General features: G+C 39.8%; 21 protein-coding genes. 11 read left to right on the top strand and 10 right to left on the bottom strand.

Annotated elements, in window-relative coordinates; all coding sequences use genetic code 11:
* Positions 1 to 59 precede the first annotated feature (59 nt).
* Together MJY40_RS14575 and MJY40_RS14580 are read left to right on the top strand one after the other, a co-directional pair.
* Entirely contained in the window at positions 60 to 1,226 is a 1,167-nt protein-coding gene (locus MJY40_RS14575) for an iron-containing alcohol dehydrogenase (protein ID WP_317854906.1), read from the top strand.
* Between the two features lie 83 nt (positions 1,227 to 1,309).
* Positions 1,310 to 2,479 carry an iron-containing alcohol dehydrogenase gene (locus MJY40_RS14580; protein WP_317854907.1) on the top strand — a complete coding sequence of 390 codons (1,170 nt, stop codon included), beginning with the start codon at positions 1,310 to 1,312 and terminating at the stop codon, positions 2,477 to 2,479.
* A gap of 231 nt (positions 2,480 to 2,710) precedes the next feature.
* On the opposite strand, the gene MJY40_RS14585 is transcribed toward MJY40_RS14580, so the two are convergent.
* A complete protein-coding gene (locus MJY40_RS14585) occupies positions 2,711 to 3,826 on the bottom strand; it encodes an aminopeptidase (RefSeq protein ID WP_317854908.1) in 1,116 nt (371 codons plus the stop codon).
* Positions 3,827 to 4,258: 432 nt separating this feature from the next.
* Here MJY40_RS14585 and MJY40_RS14590 point away from each other — a divergent pair, with 432 nt between their 5' ends.
* From MJY40_RS14590 to MJY40_RS14610, 5 genes are all read left to right on the top strand, one after another.
* Positions 4,259 to 4,609, top strand: a complete 351-nt coding sequence (locus MJY40_RS14590; RefSeq protein WP_317854909.1) for a NifB/NifX family molybdenum-iron cluster-binding protein — start codon at positions 4,259 to 4,261, stop codon at positions 4,607 to 4,609.
* Between the two features lies 1 nt (position 4,610).
* Positions 4,611 to 5,117, top strand: a complete 507-nt coding sequence (locus MJY40_RS14595) for a YqeG family HAD IIIA-type phosphatase (protein WP_317854910.1) — start codon at positions 4,611 to 4,613, stop codon at positions 5,115 to 5,117.
* Between the two features lie 158 nt (positions 5,118 to 5,275).
* The gene (gene efp, locus MJY40_RS14600) at positions 5,276 to 5,839 is read left to right on the top strand and encodes an elongation factor P (RefSeq protein ID WP_317854911.1); all 564 of its coding nucleotides are present in this window, start codon (positions 5,276 to 5,278) and stop codon (positions 5,837 to 5,839) included.
* Positions 5,840 to 5,873: 34 nt separating this feature from the next.
* Complete coding sequence (locus MJY40_RS14605) at positions 5,874 to 6,227, top strand: CD1247 N-terminal domain-containing protein (protein ID WP_317854912.1); 354 nt, start codon at positions 5,874 to 5,876, stop codon at positions 6,225 to 6,227.
* A gap of 169 nt (positions 6,228 to 6,396) precedes the next feature.
* Positions 6,397 to 6,603, top strand: a complete 207-nt coding sequence (locus MJY40_RS14610; protein WP_317854913.1) for a helix-turn-helix domain-containing protein — start codon at positions 6,397 to 6,399, stop codon at positions 6,601 to 6,603.
* A 153-nt stretch (positions 6,604 to 6,756) separates the two neighbouring features.
* On the opposite strand, the gene MJY40_RS14615 is transcribed toward MJY40_RS14610, so the two are convergent.
* A complete protein-coding gene (locus tag MJY40_RS14615; protein WP_317854914.1) occupies positions 6,757 to 8,418 on the bottom strand; it encodes a family 10 glycosylhydrolase in 1,662 nt (553 codons plus the stop codon).
* Positions 8,419 to 8,774: 356 nt separating this feature from the next.
* Here MJY40_RS14615 and MJY40_RS14620 point away from each other — a divergent pair, with 356 nt between their 5' ends.
* The 3 genes from MJY40_RS14620 (at position 8,775) to MJY40_RS14630 (ending at position 10,628) form a co-directional block, all read left to right on the top strand.
* Positions 8,775 to 10,001: a shikimate kinase gene (locus MJY40_RS14620; RefSeq protein WP_317854915.1), complete on the top strand. Its 1,227-nt coding sequence runs from the start codon at positions 8,775 to 8,777 to the stop codon at positions 9,999 to 10,001.
* Between the two features lie 159 nt (positions 10,002 to 10,160).
* Positions 10,161 to 10,442 carry a hypothetical protein gene (locus tag MJY40_RS14625; protein WP_317854916.1) on the top strand — a complete coding sequence of 94 codons (282 nt, stop codon included), beginning with the start codon at positions 10,161 to 10,163 and terminating at the stop codon, positions 10,440 to 10,442.
* A 12-nt stretch (positions 10,443 to 10,454) separates the two neighbouring features.
* The gene (locus MJY40_RS14630; RefSeq protein WP_317854917.1) at positions 10,455 to 10,628 is read left to right on the top strand and encodes a type II toxin-antitoxin system antitoxin; all 174 of its coding nucleotides are present in this window, start codon (positions 10,455 to 10,457) and stop codon (positions 10,626 to 10,628) included.
* A 248-nt stretch (positions 10,629 to 10,876) separates the two neighbouring features.
* On the opposite strand, the gene MJY40_RS14635 is transcribed toward MJY40_RS14630, so the two are convergent.
* From MJY40_RS14635 to metG, 3 genes are all read right to left on the bottom strand, one after another.
* Positions 10,877 to 11,671, bottom strand: coding sequence for a G5 and 3D domain-containing protein (locus MJY40_RS14635; RefSeq protein WP_317854918.1), 795 nt, complete (start codon positions 11,669 to 11,671; stop codon positions 10,877 to 10,879).
* A gap of 257 nt (positions 11,672 to 11,928) precedes the next feature.
* Positions 11,929 to 12,684 carry a TatD family hydrolase gene (locus MJY40_RS14640; RefSeq protein ID WP_317854919.1) on the bottom strand — a complete coding sequence of 252 codons (756 nt, stop codon included), beginning with the start codon at positions 12,682 to 12,684 and terminating at the stop codon, positions 11,929 to 11,931.
* Entirely contained in the window at positions 12,684 to 14,693 is a 2,010-nt protein-coding gene (metG, locus tag MJY40_RS14645; RefSeq protein WP_317854920.1) for a methionine--tRNA ligase, read from the bottom strand. Before metG ends, MJY40_RS14640 begins: the two co-directional genes overlap by 1 nt.
* Positions 14,694 to 15,368: 675 nt before the next feature.
* Here metG and MJY40_RS14650 point away from each other — a divergent pair.
* A complete protein-coding gene (locus tag MJY40_RS14650) occupies positions 15,369 to 16,703 on the top strand; it encodes a sodium-dependent transporter (RefSeq protein ID WP_317854921.1) in 1,335 nt (444 codons plus the stop codon).
* Between the two features lie 83 nt (positions 16,704 to 16,786).
* Here the strand turns inward: MJY40_RS14650 and MJY40_RS14655 are convergent, their stop codons facing one another.
* The 5 genes from MJY40_RS14655 to prmA all read right to left on the bottom strand — a co-directional run bounded on the left by MJY40_RS14655 (position 16,787) and on the right by prmA (position 21,619).
* Positions 16,787 to 17,170 (bottom strand): VOC family protein, encoded by a 384-nt coding sequence (locus MJY40_RS14655; RefSeq protein ID WP_317854922.1) that lies wholly within the window; start codon positions 17,168 to 17,170, stop codon positions 16,787 to 16,789.
* 91 nt (positions 17,171 to 17,261) lie between these two features.
* On the bottom strand, positions 17,262 to 18,437 hold the full coding sequence (thiI, locus tag MJY40_RS14660; protein WP_317854923.1) for a tRNA uracil 4-sulfurtransferase ThiI: 1,176 nt from the start codon (positions 18,435 to 18,437) through the stop codon (positions 17,262 to 17,264).
* 311 nt (positions 18,438 to 18,748) lie between these two features.
* Positions 18,749 to 19,897, bottom strand: coding sequence for a cysteine desulfurase family protein (locus tag MJY40_RS14665; protein ID WP_317854924.1), 1,149 nt, complete (start codon positions 19,895 to 19,897; stop codon positions 18,749 to 18,751).
* A gap of 11 nt (positions 19,898 to 19,908) precedes the next feature.
* Complete coding sequence (locus MJY40_RS14670) at positions 19,909 to 20,631, bottom strand: 16S rRNA (uracil(1498)-N(3))-methyltransferase (protein WP_317854925.1); 723 nt, start codon at positions 20,629 to 20,631, stop codon at positions 19,909 to 19,911.
* 10 nt (positions 20,632 to 20,641) lie between these two features.
* A complete protein-coding gene (gene prmA, locus MJY40_RS14675; protein ID WP_317854926.1) occupies positions 20,642 to 21,619 on the bottom strand; it encodes a 50S ribosomal protein L11 methyltransferase in 978 nt (325 codons plus the stop codon).
* Positions 21,620 to 22,178: the final 559 nt, after the last annotated feature.

Raw genomic sequence — 22,178 nt, forward strand, 5'->3', positions numbered from 1 at the left:
GATTTCTTGGAAAAGTTATACTTATAGTATCATATAAAATAAAGGAGATGTGCCGATTTATGAATAATTTTGAGTTTTACGCACCAACCCGTATCGTTTTTGGAAAAGATTCTGAATGTCAAGTAGGAAGCCTTTTGAAAGAACATGGTGCAACAAAGGTTTTGCTTCATTTTGGTGGTCAAAGTGCTGAAAAATCCGGTCTTTTGGGTCGTGTACGCCAAAGCCTCAAAGACAGCAATGTGGACTTTGTGGAATTGGGTGGCGTTGTGCCAAATCCAAGACTTTCTCTTGCACACAAGGGTATTGAACTTTGCAAAGCTGAAGGTGTTGATTTCATTTTGTCTGTTGGTGGCGGTAGTGTCATCGATTCATCCAAAGCAATTGGTTGGGGCCTTTGCTACGATGGCGATGTTTGGGATATTTACACAGGTGTTGGCACTTGTCATACATGTGTTCCACAAGCATGTATTTTGACATTGGCTGCTGCTGGTAGTGAAATGAGTAACGGTAGTGTGATCACAAAAGAAGAAGGTATGTTGAAACGTAGCTATAGCGATGATTCTTGTAGACTCAAATTCTCTATTTTGAATCCAGAATTGACCTATACATTGCCAGAATACCAAACAAGTTGCGGTATTGTGGATATCATCATGCATACCATGGAACGTTACTTTACAACTGACGAACCTATGATGATGACAGATGCCATTTCCGAAGGTATCATCCGCAATGTTATGGCAAATGGTGCTATTTTGATGAAAGATCCAACCAATTACAATGCTCGTGGTGAAATCATGTGGTCTGGTAGTCTTTCTCACAATGATTTGACTGGTTTGGGTGTTGGTTCTGACTGGTCTACACACGAAATGGAACATGAACTTTCTGGTTTGTTTGATGTGGCACATGGTGCTGGTTTGGCTGCAATTTGGGGTAGCTGGGCTAGATTTGTTTACGATGCAAAACCAGAACGTTTTGAAACCTTTGCCAAAAATGTATTTGGACTTACAGGGGACAACCTTGTAATTCGTGGTATTGAAGCAATGGAAGCATTCTTCCATTCTGTGAATATGCCAATTTCCATACCAGAGTTGTTGGGTAGACCTGTGACCGAAGCAGAATTGGATGAATTGGCAAGAAAATGTGCATATGGTGGCAGAAGCATTGGTGGTTTCAAATCATTGCCAGAGTCCAGTATGCGTGCTATTTATGCAATGGCAAACAAATAAACAAATCAATTGTAGGGGTGTCCCTGTGTGGGCACCCGTATCTCAAATTGTCAAAAAACATCATTAAAAAAGGAGAATTACACATGAGAAATTTTGAATTTTACGCACCTACACGTATCGTTTTTGGTAAAGATACCGAAACACAAGTGGGTGGTTTGTTGAAAGAATATGGTGCAACCAAAGTTTTGCTTCATTTTGGTGGTCAAAGTGCAGAACGTTCTGGTCTTTTGGGACGTGTACGTGCAAGCCTCAACGAAAGTGGCGTTGACTTTGTGGAACTTGGTGGCGTTGTGCCAAATCCAAGACTTTCTTTGGTTTATAAAGGCATTGAACTTTGTAAAAAAGAAGGTGTTGACTTTATCTTGGCTGTTGGTGGGGGTAGCGTGATTGACTCCTCCAAAGGTATTGGTTATGGTTTGAACTACGATGGTGATGTTTGGGATTTATACACCAAAAAAGCAACTTCCAACGTATGTACACCACAAGCTTGTGTTTTGACATTGGCTGCTGCTGGTAGCGAAATGAGCAATAGTAGCGTTTTGACCAAAGACGAAGGTATGCTCAAACGTAGCTATAGCCACGATTGTTCCAGATTGAAATTCTCTATTTTGAATCCAGAATTGACATACACATTGCCAAAATACCAAACAAGCTGTGGTGTTGTGGATATTATGATGCATACAATGGAACGTTACTTCACAACAGACGAACCTATGATGATGACAGATGCCATTGCAGAAGGTGTTATGCGTACTGCAATGCAGAATGGTCGTGTTTTGATGGCAGATCCAAACAACTACAATGCACGTGCAGAAGTGATGTGGGCTGGTAGTCTTTCCCATAACAACTTGACACAATTGGGTTCCAATCCTGACTTTGCAACACATCAAATGGAACATGAGCTTTCTGGTTTGTTTGACGTGGCTCATGGTGCTGGTTTGGCTGCTCTTTGGTGTAGTTGGGCTAGATATGTATGTGCTACAAAACCAGAACGTTTTGAATCCTTTGCAAAAAATGTATTTGGTTTGGAAGGTGAAAACCTTGCACTCCGTGGTATCGAAGCAATGGAAGATTACTACAAAGAAGTGGAAATGCCAATTTCTATCCCTGAATTGTTGGGTAGAGCTGCTACAGAAGCAGAATTGGATGAAATGGCTTATAAATGTGCATTTGAAGGTACAAGAAGCATTGGTGGTTTCCAAACTTTGGATCAATCCCAAATCAGAGAAATCTATGTAATGGCAAATAAATAAGACCTTAACCAAATGAAAGAGTATCCATATGGATACTCTCAGACTGTCAAAGAACCCTATTCCACCTTGGAATAGGGTTCTTTCGTATAAATAATACATAGTCTGTAAGCAAAATGTACCTCTTGATACTCCTTGTTGCCAATTTTTTTAAGTTCAATGCAGCGAATTTAAGCTTTGCCTATTTCAAAGGGTGACAGGTTATAGGACAGAGTCCCACAATCTTGACTTTATTTATTTCAAATTTTCAGGGTTTAAAACTTCCAATTCTTTCAAGGTGAAGATACCATCTTTGCGAATGAGCACATCATCAAACCAAATTTCGCCACCACCAAATTCAGGTGTCATAATCAAAACCAAATCCCAATGGATTGCAGATTTATTGCCATTATATGCATCTTCATAGCAATTACCAGGTGTGAAATGGATGCTACCAGCAATTTTTTCATCAAACAAAATATTATTCATAGGTTTTGTGATGAATGGATTCACGCCAATTGCAAATTCACCAACATAACGAGCACCTTCATCGGTATTGAAGATTTTTTCTAAGCGTTCGTTGTCATTGGCTGTGCAAGAAACGATTTTACCATCTTTGAAGGTCAATTGCACTTGTTCAAATGTGAAGCTGTTGTATTCAGATGGTGTGTTATAGGTAATCACGCCATTGATGGAATCACGCACAGGAGCAGTGTACACTTCACCATCAGGAATGTTGCACCCGCCAGCACATTTCACAGCAGAAATGTCTTTGATGGAGAAGGAAATATCGGTATCCTTAGCTACAAGACGCACTTTGTCTGTTTTGTTCATCAATTCCACAAGTGGTGTCATGGCTTCACCCATTTTGCTATAATCCAAGTTGCAAACGTCGAAGTAGAAATCTTCGAAATCTTCCAAACTGGTATGTGCAGATTGTGCCATGGAGTTGGTTGGGTAACGCAAAACCACCCATTTTGTTTTAGGTACACGAATGCCATGATGTACAGGCTCAGAATAGAATTTTTCTTCCAATTCCATTTTTTCCATAGGCACATCTGCTTGTTCTGTCAAGTTATCTTCACCACGAACACCAATAAAAGCATCCATTTGGCTCATGAGTTGGCAATCTACTTCTGCTTTGATTTTCAGTTGTTCTTCTGTGGCACCAAGAAGCAATTCACGTTCCAAGGAATTGGTCATCACTTCGAGGAAAGGTACAGCACCCACTTTGTAGACTTCTTTGATGATTTGTTTCACCAATGGAATGGGATGCACGCCATTGCAGCTGATCCAAACCTGTTCGCCTGCTTCCAGTTTACAAGAATAGTGTACCAAGTTGTACGCCAATGTTTTCAGTCTTTGATCCATATTTGTTCTCCTTTTGTATTGTAATATGTGATATGGCGGCAGCGTAATGAGCCACCGCCCTACAGTGTTTTGTTATCATATCAATGGTGTCATTCTAAATGAATGAGGAATCTTGGTTTGTAGTATGGTTTCGGGACAGCTCAGCTATCCCCTACGATGTTTCTTGTTTCTGATGTTGCGGTCGATTTGTGAATCACCCCTACGATTGCACCTCATTTGTAGGTTTCAGTCCTTCACCATTCACCATTAGCTCTTAGTCGCTTTTCAAAGTCCTTCACCATTCACCATTAGTCCTTAGCCAGAGTAAACTTTGTTTACTCTACTATTTTACACGTTTTTTGAAATTTATGCAAAAATATTTTTTCATATTTGACAAAGGTATGGGATACCCATATAATCAAGGATAAGAAATAGACATCAAGGAGTGATACCATGCGCATTGCAATGCCAACCATAAACGGTAGAATACATCCCGTTTTCCATAGAACAGACGAATACACCATCTATGATATTGAGGTGGAATCTGTGCAAACCAAAACCATATACCCCATAGGCAACCAAGAAACCCTTGGTGGTTTTCTCACTGACGAATGCATCAACGGTGTCATTTGTGGCAAAATCCATTCCACAGATCGCAATATTCTGCGTCTGAAACGAGTGGAATTGAACTACGGTGTCAGTGGTGAAGCTGACGATATTATGGTACGCTATCTAAGTGGTGAACGCTTAGGTGATATTGAAGAAAATGCCTTCTGGCATCATGATGTAGAAAGGTTGGACTGATATGATTTTAGAACCGCTGTTTCCTGATTATTATATTGAAAATGTATACCAGTTGCCATTGGAGGAATTGAAATCACGTGGCATTCGTGGTTTGATTTTCGATATTGATAACACCATTGCGCCTTTTGATGTGGCAGATCCTGATGAGAAGTTGATGGACTTTTTCATGCATCTTCAAGAAGAAGGTTTTCGTTTGGGTATTTTATCCAATAACAACAAAAAACGTGTCCAACACTTCAATCGTAAATTGAAACTATTGGCAATTCACAAAGCAGACAAACCATTGCCATTTAAGGTGAAAAGTGGTCTCAAAAAACTGTCATTGACACCAGAAACTTCTGCTCTTGTTGGCGACCAAGTGTTTACGGATGTTTTGTGTGGACATATGGCTGGGATGACTGCAATCATGGTTGCACCCATTTGTGAACGTGACCAATTGGTTACAAAAGTAAAACGTGGCTTAGAAAAACAGGTGTTAAAGGTATATTTTCGCAAAAATACCAAATAATTTATAAGAAATATGGATTTTATCGCAAGTTTGTATTGAAAAATTTGAGGTTTTCCTATAAAATGTAATAGGATATGCTTATAGGGCTGTAAGATTTGAATGCATCCATTGGTATAAGCATGATTTTTAGAGAATAGTGAATTTGAGGAGGAAATACAATGATTTCTGCAGGTGAATTTAGAAATGGCGTAACAATGGAATATGAAGGTTCTCCCTTTGTTATTTTGGAATTCCAACACGTAAAACCAGGTAAAGGTGCTGCTTTCGTACGTACAAAAATCAGAAACTTGAAAACTGGTGCTGTTTTGGAAAAAACATTCAGACCAAATGAAAAAATGCCAAGAGCACACATCGAAAGACAAGATATGCAATACTTGTACAGCGATGGTGATTTGTTCCACTTTATGAACACAGAAACATTTGACCAAATTGCTGTAAATGCAAGCGATGTTGGCGATGCTTTGAAATTTGTAAAAGAAAACGATACAGTGAAAATCCTTTCCTACGAAGGTCAAGTGTTTGGTATCGAACCAGACTTGTTCGTAGAATTGGAAATCACAGAAACAGAACCAGGTTTCGCTGGTAACACTGCTCAAGGTGCTACAAAACCTGCTATTTTGGAAACAGGTGCACAAGTACAAGTTCCTTTGTTCATCAACCAAAATGAAGTCATCAAAATTGATACAAGAACTGGTGAATACTTGGGTCGTGCAAAAGACTGATAGAATATAAACCATCCAGAAAGGAAGACAATTCATGGAATATTTTGAAAAGAAACTCACTTATCTCAGAGGACTTTGTGACGGAAGCGGTTTTTCAGAAGACAGCAAAGAAGGCAAGGTGTTTCACGGCATTTTAGAAGTGTTGGATGATATGGCGTTTATGTTGGAAACTTTCATGGATGATGATGAAGATTATATGGATATGGACATCGATTTGGACGCTTACGGCGACGAAATGGATGACGATGAACCGATTTTCTTCCATGTTTGTATTTGCCCTAAGTGTGGTGAAGAATTGGATGTGGATGAAGAAACATTTTCCGCAAAAGAAAGCATTGCCTGTCCTACATGTGGAGAAGCAGTTCCCACACAACCAGAAGAAAAATAAGCAAAATAAAATGAGCCATAGGATATACGTCCTATGGCTTTTTTGTATGTGTACCAACGGGCGCACACATAGGTACGCCCCTACAAAATATAGCGAAATATATAAAACTAAATGGATTGCATTGACGATTGCACAATGGGTATGATACTCTATTGATAGAGGTGATATCATGATTTCGTATGCACCATTTTTTGAAACACTTTTACGAAAAAACGTTACAGAATACCATTTGATTTTCAAACAGGGGATTCATGCCAATACCATACATCGTATGAAAAAAGGAATGCCAGTGACTACAAAAACATTGGATACTTTGTGTTGCATTTTGGACTGTGAACTGTCTGATATTGTTGTATATATTAAAGATACAGAGTAATAAGTTCATATTAAATAGTTTGAGCCATAGGATATGCATCCTATGGCTTTTTTGTATGCAAACGAGATGGGAAACCCATCCCCTACGTCTTGTCACCACAAAATGTAGGGGCGGACCTGCGTGTCCGCCCGTTCTTTCTTGATTTTATGCATCTCAATATGTAGCATTTGTATTCAAATTGGTGGACAATGTGTCTTCATCCCATTCCACAGCAAAATTCAAAATCTGTGCAATGTCACGCAATTTGTAATAGGTATAATCGTTGATGGTATAGGCACTGACGGTTTTTTCAATACCATCCACATACAATTTTGCAGTGGAAGTGATGGCAATGCTATCTGTTGTGGAGGAACCACTGACAGAAAGTGTACCGTCATAAGCTTGTTCTGTCACCAAATGGATTGCGGTATTGGCTTCATCCCAAATGGTGGTGAATTGTTTGTTTGTGCCAAGAAGTGCAGATGCAATGTCACGCAATTTGAAATAGCTATAATCATTGATGTTATAGGTTTCAAAGGAAACAGAAGAACCATTGATGGAAACTGGATAGCTTCTTGCATATGCTGTTTTCTTTTCGATGATGGTTGGTGATGTGGTTTCTGGTTCTGGTGTTAAAATTTCTGGAACTTCAACTTGTGGGGTTTCCACTTCTGGTGTTACAACTGTGTTGCTGGAAGTATTGGAAGCGTAGTATGCTTTCACAGCAGTGCCAACACCTTCACGATTGTCCAACAAATCCCTAGAACTGAAGAAAATACTACCATCTACATTGTAATTTTCATTGATGTTCATTTGTTCTGTGATTTCCTGTGAAACAATATCTTTGTAAATCCCTTGACCAATGTATAGAGTCACATCGGTACCAGATACCACATCACTCCACCAAGAAACCAATGGCTCATAGGGTGCATATTGGTTGTCCTGCTCCCAATAGATTTGTGGTGCAATGTAATCAATCCATTCGTTGGCAATCCAAGTGGTTGCATCTGCAAAAACGGTGTAATATCCTTCAGAACCACGTGTGTCAGAACCATTGGAATCAGAAGAACTGTTTTTCCATACACCCATAGGACTTATGCCAAATTCCACGCTAGAATCAATGGATTTGATGGTTTTGGAAACCAATTCCACCATATCATTGATATCTTCACGTCTTTGGTTGGCAACAGAACCATCTCGATCTTCACCATCAGGTAAAGGATAATTGGAAGGATAGAAATAATCATCAAAATGGATGGCATCCACATCGTAGTTTTCTACAATTTCTGCTACAGTTTCTGCAATGTATTCTTGGACTGCTTTTTGTGATGGATCGTAATACAAAGCGTTGTTGTAGGTCAAAATCCATTCAGGGTGTGCCAATGCTGGATGATCAGAAGATAGGGTAGATAAATCTGTGCCACTGGTTGTGATGCGATATGGGTTCAACCAAGCATGAAATTCCATACCACGATCATGTGCTTCTTCTATCATATATTCCATTGGGTCATAGCCAGGATATTTACCTTGTTCTCCAGTCAAAACAGAGCTCCAAGGGTTGATGTCAGAGTCATAAAATGCATCGCTTTTGGGACGTACTTGTACCACAACAGCATTGATACCCAAGTCTTGTAAAGCATCTATTTTTTCGGTAAATTCAGCCTTTTGGGCAGTTGCATCGTTGATGGTAGAAGGGAAATCTGCACTGTATACTGTAGAAATCCAAGCACCACGAAAGTCTGTGGAATCATATGCCAATGCTGTAGTTGGAATCAGTGCACCCATTAGGCTTATGGTCAAAGTCAGTGTTCCAATATTGCGGATCCATTGTTTCATATATATCATCTCCTTATGATTGGGGTTTTTATATTCGATTTCAATTGTACCATAAAACCAAAGTTTATGCCATTATCTTTCTATTACAATGGGTTTGGTATTGTTTGCCAAATAAAGAAATACTACCTATGCTGTCATTCAGAGGAACAGCGTGACGAAGAATCCAAAGAGTAAGATTCCTCGCTATGCTCGGAATGACAGAGCAGTTGTAGGGCATGACCTATGTGTACGCCTGTTGTTTTTACTATCTTTTTTACATTAGATATTGCAATTTGTCTGTATATGAATTACCATAACAAGTATAGACACAAGTTTGACAAAAGATAATCAATTTAGAATAAAATATGAGGTGTTTTATGCGATACGGTTTGATTGGAGAAAAATTGGGACACAGCTATTCCAAAGGGATTCATGAGCAATTGGCAGACTATACATATGAGTTGATTCCTTTGACACCAGAGGAATGTGATGTGTTTTTGACAGAAAAACCATTTACTGCCATCAATGTCACCATACCATACAAAGAACGAGTGATTCCTTTTTTGGATGAATTAGAAGCAGCAGCAAAATCCATTGGAGCAGTCAATACCATTGTTCAAAAAAATGGCAAATGGACAGGTTTCAACACAGATTATCATGGTTTTCGATATGTTTTGGAACACAATGGATTTGTTGTAAAGGATAAGAAGGTGTTGCTTCTTGGAAAAGGTGGTGCTGCAAAGGCTTGTTTGGCAGTGGTTGGGGATATGGGTGCAAAGGAAATCCACACTGTCTATTATAAGGAAAGTCCAGATACCATTACTTATGCAGAATGCTATGCAAACCATCAGGATGCAGACCTGATCATCAATACCACACCAGTTGGCATGTATCCAAAAGGTGGCGTATCTCCAATTGAGTTGGATGGATTCACCAATCTATCAGGTGTTGTGGATATCGTCTACAATCCCCTTAGAACCAAAATGGTAGTGGATGCAACCATTCGTGGCATCAAAGCCATTGGTGGTTTGGAGATGTTGATTGGTCAGGCAGCTGTGGCAGTGGAAATCTTCACTGGAAAACCGGTTTCTTGGGAAAAGGTAGAAGAAATTTATAAAACCATGTATGCACAAAGAGAAAATGTGGTTTTGATTGGTATGAGTGGTTGTGGCAAATCCACTTTAGGCAAAGCCATTGCAGAAAAAACAGGTAAAACCTTTGTGGATATGGATACAGAAATCGTTGCAAAAATTGGAATGCCCATTGCAGACTATTTCGCCAAAGAAGGAGAAGTTGCTTTTCGTTTGGTGGAAACAGAAGTTGCAAAGGAATTGTCTGGCAAAACAGATTTGGTCATTGCAACAGGTGGTGGTGTCATTAAGAATGCAGAGAATATCCATCTTTTGATGGAAAATGGCAAAATTATCTGGTTGAAACGTGAAGTAGAGTTGTTGGAAAGTGGAAATGGTAGACCTTTGGCACCAACACAAACAGCAACCTTGGCACTCTATCAAGAAAGATTACCTTTGTATGAAGGTTTTTCTGAAATGATTTTGGAAAACAATGGAAGTGTAGCAGAAGCATTGGAAACATTGGGTTTGTAAATTTGCCGGTGCAATATGTTTGTCATCCTGAGCTTGTCGAAGGATCTTAGATTTTGGATTCTTCGTTACATTGGGGGCAGTTCCTACAAGGAACGATGAGGGCATCGTTCCCTACCTGCTGCCGAAAAACCACATATAATAAAAAAGGAGAGTATGGATATGAGTATTTTTGAAGCGTTGATGTTATTGTGTTTTGGTGCAGCTTGGCCTTTGTCCATTTATCGTTCTTATACCTCAAGAACCACAGGTGGCAAAAGCTTACCATTTTTGTTGGTCATTATCTTGGGTTATGTGGCGGGTATCATCAATAAATTGCTCTACAACTACGATTTCGTATTGTATCTCTATATTTTAAATATGGCAATGGTGTCTGTGGATGCATTGCTTTGGATTCGCAATCGTAGAATTGAATTGAAAGCAAAAGAAGAAACAGAGCAGTAAGAAGGTGTATTCATGGAAAAGGATAAACATTTGGGTATTCGCATCAACAAAGAGTTACATCATAAACTGCATTACATCAGCAAATATGAAGGACGTTCTGCAAATGGTCAGATTTTATATTTGGTGCGTAAATGCATTGGAGAATTTGAAAAAGAACATGGAGAAATAGAAGAACCAAAAGAATAAAAACCCAAGATTCTTCACTCTTTGACACAAGTGTCAAATATTCAGAATGACAGATTGGTGGCAATATGAATTGGGTGCATTTGTAGGGGCGATTCACAAATCGACCGAAATTCCAAGATTCTTCGTCACCTGTTCCTCTGAATGATAAGAAAGCAACACTTGTAGGGGTGGATTCCATATCCACCCTTATATTGTATCACAAACAAAAAAACCACCGACAATTGTCGATGGCTTGATTTGTTTGATTCTTATTGCAAGATGTATACAGTCAAATTACGTACACCCCAAGAGAATGCTTCGTCTTTTGTGTCATAACAGACATCCAAACGATTGCCTTGGATTGCACCACCAGTATCTTCTGCCACTGCTACGCCATATCCAGGGATATACACACGTGTGCCATAAGGGATTACGCTAGGATCTACTGCCAAAACGCCCTTTGTTGCCACTGTTCCTGTAGATGTAATGCCATTACAACCTTCATCAAAAGGTGTATAAGCTGTTACTTTCATGCTCATGGTTTGTGTATAAGAATATCCATTGATGACACCATGTGTGCCCACTTCAATGATTTCACTTACCACTTCTTCCAAAACCTTTGCTTCCACAAATTCTTCAGAAACCAATTCTTTACCATGGTATACTTCTTTGGTTACATTGGAAACAACGCCATCTTTACCAGCTTGTGTCACCACTTCTTCACCAATTTCCATTTCGGTGTTGTACACAATTTCTGTTTCGTAAGCCACTGTTTCTGTTGTTGCAACCACTTTTTCTGTGATAGAGGTCAAAGAAATGGTCATCATATCTTCAACCAAATCATCTTCTTCCAAATCATTTAAGAAAAAGTTTTCTTCGATGGATGCTTCCACTTGTTCCAATACTTCGCCAACTGTTTCAACGGAAGTGGATACCATACGAGGTACGCCATCCATTTCGATGACTACAGATTGTGTACCCAACATGGAAGATGCGGATGCAGTTACTGTGCCAATCACCAATGTTAAGATGACCAATACCAATACTCTAAAATGTGTTTTCATAAATTCCTCCTCGAAGCTTCGTCCATCGCATATCGTACGTTGCATGGTGAAGTTTCTAAAATGTTATAGACATATTACAAATCTATGTCCCGTAGTCCAACCTTAGAACCACGATTCCTATTCAGCGAGCCTGAAAACTCGCACTTATTTTCTTTTGTTAAGGAACAAAAAAGAAAAAAGAAAGACATACCTTACGGTATATCTTATCTAATACGTCTATTATATTAACACATTTGTAACATTTGTGCAACCTTTTTTTAAAAATACAATGATTTTCCATTTTCCATGGTCACTTTTTCCACTACATCTGGTGTTACATTTTTAATTTCTGCAATCTTTTCCACAACATATTGTAGATTCCTAGAATCGTTACGTTTTCCTCTATTTGGTGTTGGAGATAGATATGGACAGTCAGTTTCTATCACAATTCTATCAAGAGGCAACGCTTCCACCACTTCTACCATCTTTCTTGCATTGGAATAAGTGACCACGCCACCAATACCAATGTAGAAACCCATCTTTGCATAGTCCAAAGCCATAGGTGCTGCACCGGAATAACAGTGGATGACACCCCTACGTACATTGGAGCTTTGCATAATTTCAAAGGTTTCTTCTGATGCTTCTCTGGAATGGATGATGACAGGCAATTTCACTTCTTCTGCCAAACGAAGCTGTTGTCTAAACCAAAAGCGTTGCACTTCACGTGGGTGAGTATCATAATGATAATCCAAACCCATTTCACCAATGGCAACTACTTTTTTATGTGCAGATAATTTTTTGAGTTCATCAATGACAGATGAAGACATATCATACAATTCATGGGGATGTATGCCAACGGAAGCATACACATGGTCGTATTTTTCAGCCATACGTATGCTGGCTTTTGATGAGCGTAAATCACAACCAACATTCACCACATATGGAATCCCCAAGGAAGGGAAGCTCTTCAAAAGAGCATCCCCATCTTGTTTGAAACGTCTATCGTCATAATGTGCGTGGGATTCAAAATACATTAGCTGATACCACTGCCACTTGGGAATTCTTTGTCATCTGTGGTCAAAAGGCTCAAGTTACCGTCTCCGTCTTCGGCACAAAGGAGCATTCCATAGGACATTTCACCCATCATTTTTCTTGGTTTCAAATTGTATGCAACCACTACTTTTTTACCAACAATGGTTTCTGGTGTGTAGCTATCTTTGATACCAGAGAAGATGACTCTTTCTTCTTCTCCAATTTTCACTACATTACGCAACAATTTTTTGGATTTTTTTACTTCTTCAGATGCAATGACTTCACCCACAACCAATTGTACCTTACAGAAATCATCAATGGAGATTTCAGCTGGATATTCTGGTTCTTCGTGTGCTGGTGCAGCTGGTTTTTCTTCTACTTTTGGAGCTTCTTCTTTTGCTTCTTCTTTGCCTTGGTTTGCAATGGATGCTGCTTGTGTTTCTTTGATTGCTTCTTCAAGAGCTGCCAATTCTTTTTTCATATCGATACGTGGGAATAATGTTTCGCCTTTTGCTACAGAGAAGCTATCTGGCAACAATCCCCATACTTTTGCATTTTCCCAACCCAAAACGGATGCATCCATGTTGTATTGACTCCAGATTTTTGCTGGTGTGGTTGGCATAAATGGTTCAATCATAATGGAGATGATACGAACAGATTCTGCCACGTGATACAAAGCATTTGCCAATTCACCTTTTTTGGATTCGTCTTTGCAAAGCACCCAAGGTTGTGTTTCATCAATATATTTGTTGGTTCTTCTCACCAAGTTCCAAATTTCGTTAAGAGCATCGCTGAAGAACATTTTGTCCAATTTTTCTTCTGCTTTTGCTGCTGTAGCAAGAGCCATTTCTTCCAAAGAAGCATCGAATTCTGTTGCGCTTCTGTCTGCTGGCAATGTACCACCGAAGTATTTTTCAATCATACCAACGGTTCTGGATACCAAGTTGCCCAAATCGTTTGCCAAGTCGGAATTGATTCTTTGAATCAAAGCTTCATTATTGAAGTTACCATCTTGACCAAAGGAAATTTCACGCAACAAGAAGTATCTGATTGCATCTACACCATATTTGCCAACCAAAACGTTAGGGTCTACTACGTTACCAACGGATTTGGACATTTTGCCACCGTTGATGACAAGCCAACCATGACCAAAGATTTGTTTTGGAAGTGGAATATCCAAAGCCATCAACATTGCAGGCCAAATGATTGCATGGAAACGCACAATTTCTTTACCCACAACATGGATATCTGCTGGCCAGTATTTTTTGAAATCGCTATCATCTTCTTGACCATAACCCATAGCAGTGATGTAGTTGGAAAGTGCATCCACCCAAACATACACGATATGACCTGGGTCAAATTCCACAGGAACACCCCATGTAAAGGAAGTTCTAGAAACTGCCAAATCTTCCAAACCTGGTTTCAAGAAGTTGTTGATCATTTCATTTTGACGTGTGTTTGGTTGCAAGAAGTTTTCGTTTTCTTCCATGTGTTTGATGATACGATCTTGGTATTTAGAAAGACGGAAGAAATAGCTTTCTTCTTTCAACAATTCCACATCACGTCCACAATCAGGACATTTGCCATCTACCAACTGTGTTTCTGTGAAGAAGGATTCACATGGTGTACAGTAATGACCTTCATAGGAACTTTTGTAGATATCCCCTTGGTCATAGAGTTGTTTGAAGATTTTTTGTACAGTTGCCACATGGTAATCATCTGTGGTACGAATGAATTTATCATAAGAAATGTGCAATGTTTCCCACAATTCTTTGATGCCGACAACCACGTTGTCAATATATGCTTTTGGTGTTGTGTTTTGGCTTTCTGCAATACGTTCCAATTTTTGACCATGTTCGTCTGTACCTGTCAAGAACATAACATCGTATCCACGAAGTCTTTTGTATCTTGCCATAGTATCTGTTGCCACTGTACAGTAGGAATGTCCAATGTGCAATTTGTCACTTGGGTAGTAGATTGGTGTGGTGATATAAAATTTTTCTTTTTCCATGATGCATTCTCCTTTTATTTGTTTTCTTGTGCTGTCTATACGCAAAAATGGGTATAAAAAAACGCCCTATGCCAATGCAAAGGACGATTATGACAATGTTGTCTCATAAACCGCGTTACCACCTTAATTCATCTTTCCCTCACGAAAAAGACCTCTGTGAGTATCGAAGCCAACACTCCTCATACTCTGCGTTGTAACGGACGCAACCGACACTTTCTAAAGGATTCCTTCTATATAGAAGAAACACATTCAAAAGCATAGCTCAAAGACCATCTTCTCAAACAACCAATCACCCATTTTCAGCTACAGATTTCTCTGTTTGGGCTCTCTTTGTCATAGTTTGTTTGGTACTCTTCTCATCATAGCTGTTTTTTACTATATATCATTGATATTACTATAGGATAGACAGAATTGTCAATAGAAATACAAAAATCAGTACCACCAGCTTTGGTGTTTTTTTATGTGAAAATATTGAGGGGATGGCGTCCAGGGCATCCCGCAATCCACAAACGATATGTAAGGAGTGTGCAAATTTACCAAAAACAATTTCTGGAATGCAACTTCTATTGACTGCGACACTGTTATGTGTTAAAGTTAAAATCGAATGAAAACTGAAACAATAGGAATTGAAGGATTTTGGGCAATGTCCAAACTGAAATAGAAATGGAGAAAAGTATGAGTACAGACAAGACACATAAAGGGTTTCAAACTCAATGGGGCTTTATTTTAGCATCTGTTGGTTCAGCAGTTGGTATGGCAAATGTTTGGGGATTTCCCAGCAAATTGGGCAGCAATGGTGGTGGCGCATTCTTGCTGATTTATCTATTCTTTATCTTTATTTTCAGCTATGTAGGCTTGCCAGCAGAGTTTGCTTTGGGACGTCGATCCAGAACAGGTACTTTGGGTTCTTATGAAAACGCTTGGAAAAGTGGTGGTGGTGCAACAAAAGGCAAAATTGGCGGTTTGGTGGGGTGGTTGCCACTTGCAGGCTCTATGTGTATTGCAATTGGCTATGCAGTCATCATTTCCTATATGTTGAAGGCACTTTGGACATCCCTAACAGGCGATTTGATGACCTTGGATACCGCAACATGGTTTGAATCCTTCTCATTGAACACCTATTCTGTAGTACCTTTCCATATCATTGTAGTTGTGGGTACTTTGTTGACTTTGTTCTTTGGTGCTAAGAGTATTGAAAAAACAAATAAAATCATGATGCCAATTTTCTTTATCATCTTTGTGATTTTGGCAATTCGTGTTGCCTTTATGCCAAATGGTGCAGAAGGCTATTTGTTTATGTTCATTCCAAGATGGGAAGCTTTGGCAGACCCTATGGTTTGGATTTGGGCAATGGGACAAGCATTCTTCTCTTTGTCCATCACTGGTAGCGGTATGATTGTATATGGTGCTTATTTGGGTGAAGAAGAGGATGTTGTGGCAGTAGCAAGAAAAACAGCTATTTTCGATACATTGGCGGCTTTGGTAGCAGCTATGGTCATCATTCCAGCATGTTTCGCTTATAACACAGATGTTGGCGCTGGTACAGGCTTGTTGTTCATCACATTGCCTACCATCTTGCAAGATATTCCATTTGGCAATGGGTTTGCCATCATTTTGTATGTGGCAATGGTCTTTGCTGGTGTCAGTTCTTTGCAAAATATGTTTGAAGCAGTTTTGGAATCTTTGTTGCATAAATTCCCAAGACTCAATCGAAAAGCAGTTTTGGTGTTGTTGTGCGTCATTTGTTTGGGCTTTGGTATCCATATGGAAGCCATCTACCAATGGGGTCCTTGGATGGACTGGGTATCCATCTACATCATTCCAATTGGTGCAACCATCGGTGCCATTTCTTGGTTCTGGATTATGAAAAAAGAGGATTTGCTCTTTGAAATCAATAAAGGGACTTATAAAAAACAAGGGGAATTGTGGTATGCAGTGGGTAGATATGTGTATGTACCATTTGCATTGATTCTTTGTATTGTGGCACTTTGTATGAAAGTTGCATTCTAAAAAATATACCAAATATAAGGGTGGATTCCATATCCATCCTTTTTTATTTCTCACTTTTAATATTTACAACTTAAACTCTTAACTCATACTGTAATTTCAATTTGATTGCCTTCTTTATCCAAGATGCAACTTTCGTAATACCCATCCCCTGTGGTGCGTGGTCCACTGATGACCTCATAGCCATCTGCTTGCAATCTTGCTGTCAATACATCCACTCCTTCCACACTGCCTACAGAAAATGCAATGTGTGCAAAGCCTGTGCGTGTCAGTGGTTTGTCTGCCTCCACAATGGTTGGAATGTGCATCAATTCCAAACGAGCACCATCATCAAAGGTCAAGAAATAAGAACGAAAGTCTTTGGTTTTGTTGTGATATCCACCATTGGAAGTGGCACCAAAGTAAGTTTCAAAGAAGGTTTTGGATTGCTCCAAATCGTTGACATATAAAGCGATGTGTTCGATTTTCATAGAATCTTCTCCTAATTTGGAATTCATGTCAATTGATAACGGGCGAGCAATGCTCGCCCCTACAAATCGGTCTTGCTCTTATCTTTTGATCTTAAAAATCAATAATTTCTGCATTGGCAACGCATTCGTCCAAAAGTCTGTCCAATTCTGTCAAGCGTAGTTCGCTTTTTTCAATGTATTTCAAACGTGGTTTTGTAACAGGGTGTTTTGCCACAAACACAGTGCAACAATCCTCAAATGGACGTGTAGAGATATCGAATGTCTCGATTTTCTGTGCAATTTCAATGATTTCGTGTTTATCCATACCCGCCAAAGGTCTGAGTACTGGCAAATTACAAACTGCACCAATGGCATGAATCCCTTGCATGGTTTGGCTTGCCACCTGACCCACACTTTCACCAGTAATCAAGGAAAGTGCTTGGTCTTTGTCTGCAATCATTTCACCAGCACGCATCATAGCACGTTTCAAATGAATGGTCAATTTATCGTGTGCAACATTATCCAAAAGATACAATTGCAACTCTGTAAATGGCACTACATACAAGCGGAATTCGCCTGTAAACTCTGCGATACGTTTCGCCAAGTCCAACACTTTTTCTTTCGCCCATTCACTGGTGTATGGTGGGCTATGGAAATACACGCCTTCTACTTCCACGCCACGTTTTGCCATCATCCAAGTGGCAACTGGACTATCGATACCGCCAGAAAGCAAGCTGACTGCTTTGCCTGAGCTACCATAAGGCAAACCGCCATATGTTTTGATTTCTTTGGAGTGGATGTACACGCTATTTCTGATTTCCACGTGCAATACTACCTGTGGATTCTTCACATCTACTGTCAAGTTTGGCATGCGTTCCAACAAATAACCGCCCAATTCCATGTTCACTTCCATAGAAGGTGTTTCAAAGCCTTGGTTTGCACGTCTTGATTTCACCTTAAAGGTAACGTCTTTATCTCCATGATGTGCCAACATATGTTGGTATGCTTCTTCATAAATCATGTCTTTGTCCAAGCTTTCCACACGTACACCTGGACAAATTGCAATCAAGCCAAAAATGGTTGCGATACGTGGGATGAGCAAATCATAGTCCAATTCGCCATCACGATCTTCCACAATCAAACGACCTGGGTCACGCACTACATAATAATTCCCCAAATGGTCGATGTTTTTTCTAATGCTGCTGATGAGACGGTTGATGAAAATATACTTGTTATTTCCACGCATTGCAATCTCACCGTATTTGATGATCAATACTTTTTCTGCCATGTGTATTCTCCTTTACAAGGTCAAAAGATCAAGACCTTGGGACTCTGTCCCAAACCCTGCAAGGGACTCGTCCCTTGACCCATTATTGCGAAAATTACATTTTCGCTGTGGTGTATTTTATTTATAATTTATTTTGATATTGTGATCAGTAATAGATATGAGATTACGGTCGATTCGTGAATCGCCCCTACAATTGCAACCCATTTTCAATCTTCTGCGAAAACGTAGTTTTCGCCTATCGGGTCAAGCGTCGCACGCTTGCAGGGTGGATGGGACAGCGTCCCGTCGGTCTTAATCTTTTGACCTTGACCTTATCTATTATACTTCCTAAAGAATGGTACCAATTCATTCAAAGCTGCCAGACATCCTTCTACATCTTCCATGGTGTTATGTCTACAGAAGCTAAAACGAATTGCCCCTTCGATTTCGCTAAATGGCATACCCATTGCAGTTAAGACTGGACTACCCACTTTCTTTTTGCTATCACAAGCAGAGCCAGCAGACACAATGACACCTTTGCCTTCCAACGCATGGAGCAATACCTCACTACGCAAGCCTTTGAAAGATACATTGAGCACATATGGGCTTGCATCATCAGAAGCATCCCCATTGATTTGTGTATTTTCCATTGCCAAAACACCTGTAGCCAATGCAGATTTCAACTGACGTACATGAGCAATGCCATCTGTCATATGGTCAAATGCTTCTTTTGCTGCCAACGCCATGGCACAGACACCAGGTGCATTTTCGGTACCTGGACGTTGCCCTCTTTGGTGTCCACCACCCAACAAAAGTGGTTTCACTTTGGTGCCTTTACGCATATAAAGCATACCAACACCCTTAGGTCCATGGATTTTATGTCCACTCATGGTGAGCAAATCAATCTTCATTTTATTTACATCAATTGGGTATTTGCCAAATGCTTGCACTGCATCTGCATGGAACAAAGTGATTGGATTTTTCTCTTTGATGAATTTGCCAATTTCGATGGCATTTTGTACCACACCTGTTTCGTTGTTCACCAAGATGATGCTCACCAAAATGGTATCTTCACGAATGGCATTTCGGAGTTCATCCAAGGAAATGTGACCCTTTGCATCCACGCCAAGATATGTCACTTCATAGCCTTCTTCTTCCAAGTGTTGCATTGGATTTTTCACTGCTGGATGTTCAATTTCTGTGGTGATAAGATGTTTGCCATGGCGTTTGTATCCATTTGCTGTGCCATAAATCGCCCAATTATCACCTTCTGTACCGCCACTTGTGAAGAAGATTTCTTCCTCTTTACAATGCAAACCATTTGCAAAAATTTGTGCTGCACCACGAATTTCCTTTTCTACATCCAGACCCATTTTGCTCATAGATGCTGGATTTCCATAACATTCACACATCATATGTGCCATTTTCTCTGCAACAGAATCCAATGCTCTTGTGGTTGCTGCATTATCCAAATAAATCATGTACTCACCCCTTAACCTAACTCGTACAATAAGATTCCAAGTGTTACCATACCTGCTGTTTCTGTACGCAAAATACGTTTGCCCAAAGTAATGGGCATCACACCCAAATCAGTTGCTTTTTCAATTTCTTCTTCTGAAAAGCCACCTTCTGGTCCAATGAACACACCCACTGTTCCCCCTGAAAAACCACCTACAAATTGACGCAAACCATTCTCCATTTCCTTTTCATATGGAATGATTGCACCATCTAAGCCTTTGGCTTCTTGGAGTGCTTCGCCAAATTTCATCACAGAAGCGATTTCTGGAATTTTGCCACGTCCACTTTGTTTTGCAGCGGATTCTGCAATCTTTTGCCAACGAGCAATCTTTTTATCTTCCTTTTTATCCAATTTCACAATGGCACGCTCTGTGGACACTGGAACAATGCGTTCAATGCCAAGTTCCACACATTTTTGGATGATCAGCTCCATTTTATCTGCTTTTGGCAACCCTTGGTACAATGTAATCTTTGTTTTTGGCTCACTTTGGCATTCTTCCTTATGGTCAATTGCAGCAATGACACGTGGTTCCAATTCTGACAAATGACAATGATAATCCATACCACAACCATCTGTCACAACGATTTCTTCGCCTACACGACTACGCAAAACTGTCTTAATATGTTTGGCATCTTCGCCTTCTAAGTAGACATTGCCTTTTCTGATTTGTTCTATGTTTACAAAAAATTTTGGCATTCAAATCACCTTATCCTTTATAACGTGTAGCAATTGCAACCCAATTTCCTTTTTCTTTGATATCCACAACAGCAAAACCGCCTGCTGCAAGTCCTGCCAAAACATCTTCTTTACGCTCTGTGATAATACCGCTACACAAGAAGATACCACCATCTTTGATGTAATCTGGTACCTGTTTGGTCAATGCAATGATGATATCTGCAACGATATTTGCCACAACCATATCATATTTTTTGCCACTATAAGATTGATGCAATGCTTCGTCTTCCAAGATATTTCCTGATTTCACATGGTATGTTTCTCTTGGGATATCGTTCATGTCGCTATTTTCATATGCGATTTGGATTGCATTTGGGTCAATATCCACAGCATCTGCTTCTTTTGCTTCCAACAACAATGCTGCAATGGACAAGATACCACTACCGCAACCAATATCCAAGACCATGTCTTCTTTTTGCACGAATTCTTCAATCAATTCCATACAAAGTTGTGTGGTTTCGTGGGTACCTGTGCCAAAGATATGACCAGGATCGATTTTCAGAACCACTTTATCTGGTGGTGCAGTGAGTTCTTCCCATGATGGACGAATCATGATTTTTTCACCTACTGGAAATGGTTTGAAGTATTTCTTCCAGTTATTTGCCCAATCTTCTTCTGCTACGTTTTTGATTTTGGTTTCCAAAGTACCCAAATCCAATTCTGTTTCTGTTGCAATCAGCATTTTGAGAGCAGATTGCACTTGTACCAATTGTTCTTTGCCATAGACATTATCACGTACAAAGAAGGTGATACCTGTTTCCAATTCGCTTTTTTCTTCCACCAATTCATCTGCCACATAGTCCCAATCACGATTTGGGTTTTCCAAAAATTCTTGGAATTCTGATGCATCATGAATCATAAGACCTGTCAAACCACAGGCATACATCACCCCAGCCACAGGTTCCAATCCCATTTGGCTGACCGATACAAAAACTTCTATCCATTCCATATATATTCCTCCTAAAAAGATAAGATCAAAAGATAAGATCAAAAGACAAGACCGTAGGGCTTTGCCCTACAACCCACAAGGGACCAGTCCCTTGACCCATTTATTGCGAAAACTACGTTTCCGCTATGTTATTTTATTGATAAGATAATTGAACCATTTGCAAAATTTATGGTGTTGTAGGGGATGGCGTCCCCGACATCCCGTTTGGTTTGTGGTTTCGGTCGATTCGTGAATCGCCCCTACATGCATACATTTTATGATTTATGGTAGATTGATTGTATTTTTAGATTCTTCGTCGCTTTGCTCCTCTGAATGACATATCCAGAAGTCTATCTCCTCTTTTCTGTCATTCCCAATGCAATGAGGAATCTTTGTTTTCAACTATTCACCATTCATTCTTCACTCTTCACTGATTAAGCCCCTCACTAAGTGAAGGGCTCAGGCTGTCAAAAAACTAAGAACTTTCTTTTGATTTTAGTGTCGCAGACTTTCATCCGCAGACCGTATCGGAAAGAAATCCGATGGCGAAGCCATTTTGCGTAGCAAAATACTGACCAGA

It is taken from the genome of Chakrabartyella piscis (assembly GCA_030067835.1).
Lineage (GTDB): Bacteria > Bacillota > Clostridia > Lachnospirales > Anaerotignaceae > Chakrabartyella > Chakrabartyella piscis.